This is a genomic window from Pseudomonas sp. GM21 (assembly GCF_000282215.1).
Taxonomy (GTDB): Bacteria; Pseudomonadota; Gammaproteobacteria; order Pseudomonadales; family Pseudomonadaceae; genus Aquipseudomonas.
In genome coordinates this window covers 1-1,839 of sequence record NZ_AKJS01000135.1, presented here as the reverse complement: position 1 = coordinate 1,839, position 1,839 = coordinate 1, and the positions used below count along the sequence as shown (strand labels likewise).

The following is a 1,839-nucleotide window of genomic DNA, read 5'->3' as shown; positions in this document are numbered from 1 at the left end:
TGATCGAGGGCATCGGAGGCGGTGTTGACAGCGTCTGGACATCCTTGAGCAGTTACACCTTGGGCGCAAACGTCGAGAATTTGTTCTTCGGCGGTACCGGCAACTTCACGGCGATCGGCAATACGTTAAACAACGTACTCGTTGGGGGCACTGGCAATGACACTTTCGTGTTCGGCGCAAGTTTCGGAAACGATCAGATTATCGGTTTCACTGACGGTCAGGATCGGCTCAATGTTTCTGTGTTCAACATCACGGCGGCGAACTTCGCGGGAAACGTCAACATCGCCGATGCGGGTGCGGATACTGTAGTCAGCTTCGGAGGAGCTGATTCCATCCGCCTGGTGGGTGTGGCCGACGCAACAACCATCACTGCCACGGACTTCATTTTGGTTGGTTGAGGTCTGGTTAGTACTGTCGCAGGGAGCGCGAACAACGGAGGGGAGGGCATTATGCCCTCCCTTTTTTTGAGCCTGACCGTTCGTTTTGGCGCAGTTGTGTGAGGCGCGAGCGTTGTCAGTTGGTGCCGTCTGCTTGAGTCGGGTAACTGGATATCAGGAGGGCCAGGCAACGAAGAATTCGCAACCGTTGGATGTCAGGAGTGCGGGAAATAGTGCTCAGTATTTATCGTCGTATACGACGCCTCGCGTGACGGGACGGAAAAATCACCGATTTCCTGAGCGACATAGCCGCGTAGGAAACCGGTGGTTATTTCAGACTCGCGCCCGCGTCCTGTTCGCCAACCTGTCAATCTCGCTGATTTCAGATTATTAGGACAGGCAGACGATCATTTGAAAAATTGGCCGCGGGTCGAAAAGCGATACTTCACCCAGGGTGCAGGCTGGAGGATTTTCTCAAACCCCAGAAACGACAAAGCCCTGAATAATCAGGGCTTTGTCGTATAAAGATGGCGGAGGCGATGGGATTCGAACTCATGGACCTGTTACAGTCGACGGTTTTCAAGACCGTTGCCTTAAACCACTCGGCCACACCTCCGTTTGTGTTGCGGGCGCCATAATACCTGAATGAAACACACTGTCAAACTCTCTGCATAGCTTGTTACAGAGCGTCTGTTATGATCTTTGCGACTGAACGTTTCAAACCAACAGGAGTGTCGCCATGCGCGAACAGGATTACGCAGTTAATAACAGCGTGCAGGCTGAGCAGCTAGAGGTTAGCCGCGTCCTGCGCAACACTTACGGCTTACTCGCTCTCACCCTCGCATTCAGTGGCGTGATGGCGTTTGTCGCTCAGCAGATGCGTGTCGGTTACCCGAACATATTCGTGGTGCTGATCGGCTTCTACGGGCTTTTCTTCCTCACCAACAAACTCCGTGATTCTGCCTGGGGCCTGGTTTCTGCTTTTGCCCTGACCGGTTTCATGGGTTTCCTGCTCGGCCCGATCCTCAACCGTTACCTGGGAATGCAGGGTGGCGCTGAAGTGGTCAGTTCGGCGTTCGCGATGACGGCGCTGGTGTTTGGTGGTCTGTCGGCTTACGTGCTGATTACCCGCAAGGACATGAGCTTCCTGGGCGGTTTCATCACGGCAGGCTTCTTCGTGCTGCTGGGTGCGACGCTGGCGAGCTTCTTCTTCCAGATCAGCGGCCTGCAACTGGCGATCAGCGCAGGTTTCGTGCTGTTCTCCTCGGTCTGCATTCTGTACCAGACCAGCGCCATCATTCATGGCGGCGAGCGCAACTACATCATGGCGACCATCAGCCTGTATGTATCGATCTACAACCTGTTCGTCAGCTTGTTGCAGCTGTTTGGCATCATGAGCCGCGATGATTAATCGAAGGCTTTAAGTAAAAAACCCGCTTAGCAGACTGTGTGAAAACACGCT

Annotated in this window: 2 protein-coding genes and 1 tRNA gene; 2 read left to right on the top strand and 1 reads right to left on the bottom strand. The window is 53.9% G+C overall.

Annotated features, from left to right (window positions below; genetic code table 11):
• Positions 1-398 (top strand): M10 family metallopeptidase C-terminal domain-containing protein (locus PMI22_RS07460; protein WP_238543976.1); only part of this gene is annotated, 398 nt, incomplete at its 5' end.
• A gap of 507 nt (positions 399-905) precedes the next feature.
• Here the strand turns inward: PMI22_RS07460 and PMI22_RS07465 are convergent.
• Positions 906-993: transfer RNA gene (locus PMI22_RS07465), tRNA-Ser, on the bottom strand.
• 123 nt (positions 994-1,116) lie between these two features.
• Between PMI22_RS07465 and PMI22_RS07470 the strand changes: the two genes are divergently transcribed.
• Entirely contained in the window at positions 1,117-1,788 is a 672-nt protein-coding gene (locus tag PMI22_RS07470) for a Bax inhibitor-1/YccA family protein (protein ID WP_007947684.1), read from the top strand.
• The last annotated feature ends 51 nt before the right edge of the window (positions 1,789-1,839 follow it).

What these genes read in the sequence shown, in the direction of transcription:
- PMI22_RS07470 (WP_007947684.1), top strand. Translation starts at nt 1,117, where the DNA reads ATGCGCGAACAGGATTACGCAGTTAATAACAGCGTGCAGGCTGAGCAG.